General features: G+C 27.0%; 3 protein-coding genes and 3 tRNA genes. 1 reads left to right on the top strand and 5 read right to left on the bottom strand.

Annotation, left to right across the window (positions count from 1 at the left end):
* The first annotated feature begins 138 nt into the window (after positions 1-138).
* Positions 139-864 carry a DUF2963 domain-containing protein gene (locus OL66_RS00555; protein ID WP_034172048.1) on the top strand — a complete coding sequence of 242 codons (726 nt, stop codon included), beginning with the start codon at positions 139-141 and terminating at the stop codon, positions 862-864.
* Here OL66_RS00555 and OL66_RS03820 read toward each other — a convergent pair.
* The 5 genes from OL66_RS03820 to OL66_RS00575 all read right to left on the bottom strand — a co-directional run bounded on the left by OL66_RS03820 (position 861) and on the right by OL66_RS00575 (position 2351).
* The gene (locus OL66_RS03820) at positions 861-1001 is read right to left on the bottom strand and encodes a hypothetical protein (RefSeq protein ID WP_156956340.1); all 141 of its coding nucleotides are present in this window, start codon (positions 999-1001) and stop codon (positions 861-863) included. The genes OL66_RS00555 and OL66_RS03820 overlap by 4 nt on opposite strands.
* 14 nt (positions 1002-1015) lie before the next feature.
* On the bottom strand, positions 1016-1705 hold the full coding sequence (locus OL66_RS00560) for a hypothetical protein (protein ID WP_034172049.1): 690 nt from the start codon (positions 1703-1705) through the stop codon (positions 1016-1018).
* Between the two features lie 344 nt (positions 1706-2049).
* Positions 2050-2124, bottom strand: a tRNA-Trp gene (locus tag OL66_RS00565).
* A gap of 20 nt (positions 2125-2144) precedes the next feature.
* A tRNA-Leu gene (locus OL66_RS00570) sits at positions 2145-2226 on the bottom strand.
* A gap of 50 nt (positions 2227-2276) precedes the next feature.
* Positions 2277-2351, bottom strand: a tRNA-Gln gene (locus OL66_RS00575).
* Between the last annotated feature and the right edge of the window lie 57 nt (positions 2352-2408).

Here is a 2408-nt window from a genome sequence, read left to right on the forward strand (position 1 = left end):
TAAAATAAATGTTATAATATTATTGAAAATACCATATAATCCAAAGTATTATAAAAATGCTTAATCTCACAATAAATAAATTAAATGAAAGATAAATTAAATTACATCTAAGAATTTCCCAATAATAAATTAAAAAATATGAAAATTATAAAATTAAGAACTAGGTTCGCAACTATTAAAACTACTTTTACATTATTGTTGTTAGTGGTGCTAATTTTTAAATCTTTTGACAATATTGATAATATAATTAGTATCGATAATATAAGCCCAACAAAAAACAAACCTAATCATAATGTGGATGTTATTCAAAAAAAAATCTATAACATGGATGGAAACATTGACCATATTTTGGATTATGATAGCAAAACAAATAAAAAAATTAAACTCACAGCGTTTAATGGTGATGAAAAGTGTGTTTGGTATATCATAGAATATGATTTGCAAACTGCCAATAAAATTAAACATACTGTCTTTGAAAATGACAGAAATATCTTAGATATTAAAGAATACGATCCGCATACGCAAAAATTAATTAAAGAAATAAGTTTTGCAGAAGACAAATCAAATATTTTATATATGCATGAATATGATGCTAAAAGCGGAAATGTTATAAAAGAAACTCACCATAATAGTAAAAATGGCAAAGTAGAATATGTTTTAGAATATGATCCTCAAACCCAAAATAAAATCAAACATACAAAATATTTCCCTAATGGAAATATTGATTATATAAATAAATATGACCCCAAAACAGAAATAAGAATTTGGCGTGCAAAATACAAATATCAAAGCAAAAATGATGATAAAGAGGTTTATAATTATGATCCTAATAGTGGTGATGTCATAAAAAATAATGGTAATTAGAATTGTTTGGAAAGATGTTGCAAGGAAAAATCAGGTAATCTGTTTACAGGCAAAATCAAAACTAGTTTAAAAAAGGTAGTTTTTTCGAAATGATAAAAAGAAAAAGCATGCAAAAAGGGGCTTTTACATACTTTCATCCTAATATTTTTATTTAATTTTTTAATTGTTGTTGTTTTTTATGTCCTAAAGCTTTATTGATGTGCAAAAAGTCTTCTGGATGAACGTACAAAACTCTATCATCAGAACTGTAATAAGTTTTTTTAGTGTAATCTTGTAAAATTTCGAACTGCATTTCTTCGATGTTATTTAATTTTTCTAAAACTTGTTTTAAAGTTTCTGGGATTTCATCCCAAAAATTCTTTTGTGAGTTAAAAGTTTGGGCATTATTAGGAATGGTATCAGCTTTAGATTGCTGTTGTTTTTCTTCTAATTCTTTAATTTTTTGTTTCATTTCTAATTCAAAGATCTTTTGATTAAAATAAGTTTCAAGCATTTTATGCTTTAATTCTAAAAGATCGGTTTGCGAACGGTTGTTATCTTTTTTGTCCATCATCTCCATTAATTTTAAATTAATTAAACAATTAGAATCAAAGTCTTTGTTATTAATCAAAACATTGGGAATTTGAGGTTGTTCGTTTTTGTTGTCGTTGTTTTTGCTCTCTTTAGACGGTTTGGAAGGACTAAAAAAAGCTGCAATACGAAAATTAACAACATAAATGAAAATTAGCGTTTTAATCACTAATTTTACTAAAAGAAATATCAATACAGGGAACAAAACAGCGCCAACAACCCAAATCCAAGGATTATTGGAAACCCAAGTTACCAATTCTTCAAATCTCAAAAAACCAACCTCCTAATAAAAGCGTTTGTAAAAGTTTTATACTTTATTTGTTAGCTTTATAAAAAACTTAAATATAGCTTATATTTATTTTATCATAAAACTTTATATCTACACCTTTATTTAATCAAAAAAAGAAACAATTGTCAATTGATTTTGGTGGTTTTTTAAGATAAAGTTGTTTTTTTGGGTAGTTTGAAAAAGATAAATAAGGTTTTTTTAGATTTTAAGAGCAAAATGATTAAAAAATTCATTTTAAAATATCTTAATAAAGCAAAAAAATGATTGTCAAAAAAATTAATTGTTTTTTTATTTTATTAAAATATTTTTATTGGGGGTAATTTTTTTGGCAGGGATATCAGGATTCGAACCCGAACGAGCGGTTTTGGAGACCGTTATGCTACCATTGACATCATATCCCTTCATTTACAAGTAGGTTGCATGGTACGGGTGACAGGATTTGAACCTGCACGCCTAAGCGCTAGATCCTAAGTCTAGTGCGTCTTCCATTCCGCCACACCCGCGTTTACCTTTGTTATTTTTGTTCGTTAATCACTCATAAACACTTATAAAATGGCAGACCCAGCTGGATTTGAACCAACGAATCACGGAGTCAAAGTCCGTTGCCTTACCACTTGGCTATGGGCCTCAATATAACTTTATAATCTGGATATTTTATTATTAAATAATGTTTATAATAATTTTT

It is taken from the genome of Chrysanthemum yellows phytoplasma (assembly GCF_000803325.1).
GTDB lineage: Bacteria > Bacillota_I > Bacilli_A > Acholeplasmatales > Acholeplasmataceae > Phytoplasma > Phytoplasma asteris.

Excerpts from the sequence above, each read along its gene's own strand:
- OL66_RS00555 (WP_034172048.1), top strand. The coding sequence starts at position 139 with ATGAAAATTATAAAATTAAGAACTAGGTTCGCAACTATTAAAACTACT.
- OL66_RS03820 (WP_156956340.1), bottom strand. The coding sequence starts at position 1,001 with ATGAAAGTATGTAAAAGCCCCTTTTTGCATGCTTTTTCTTTTTATCAT.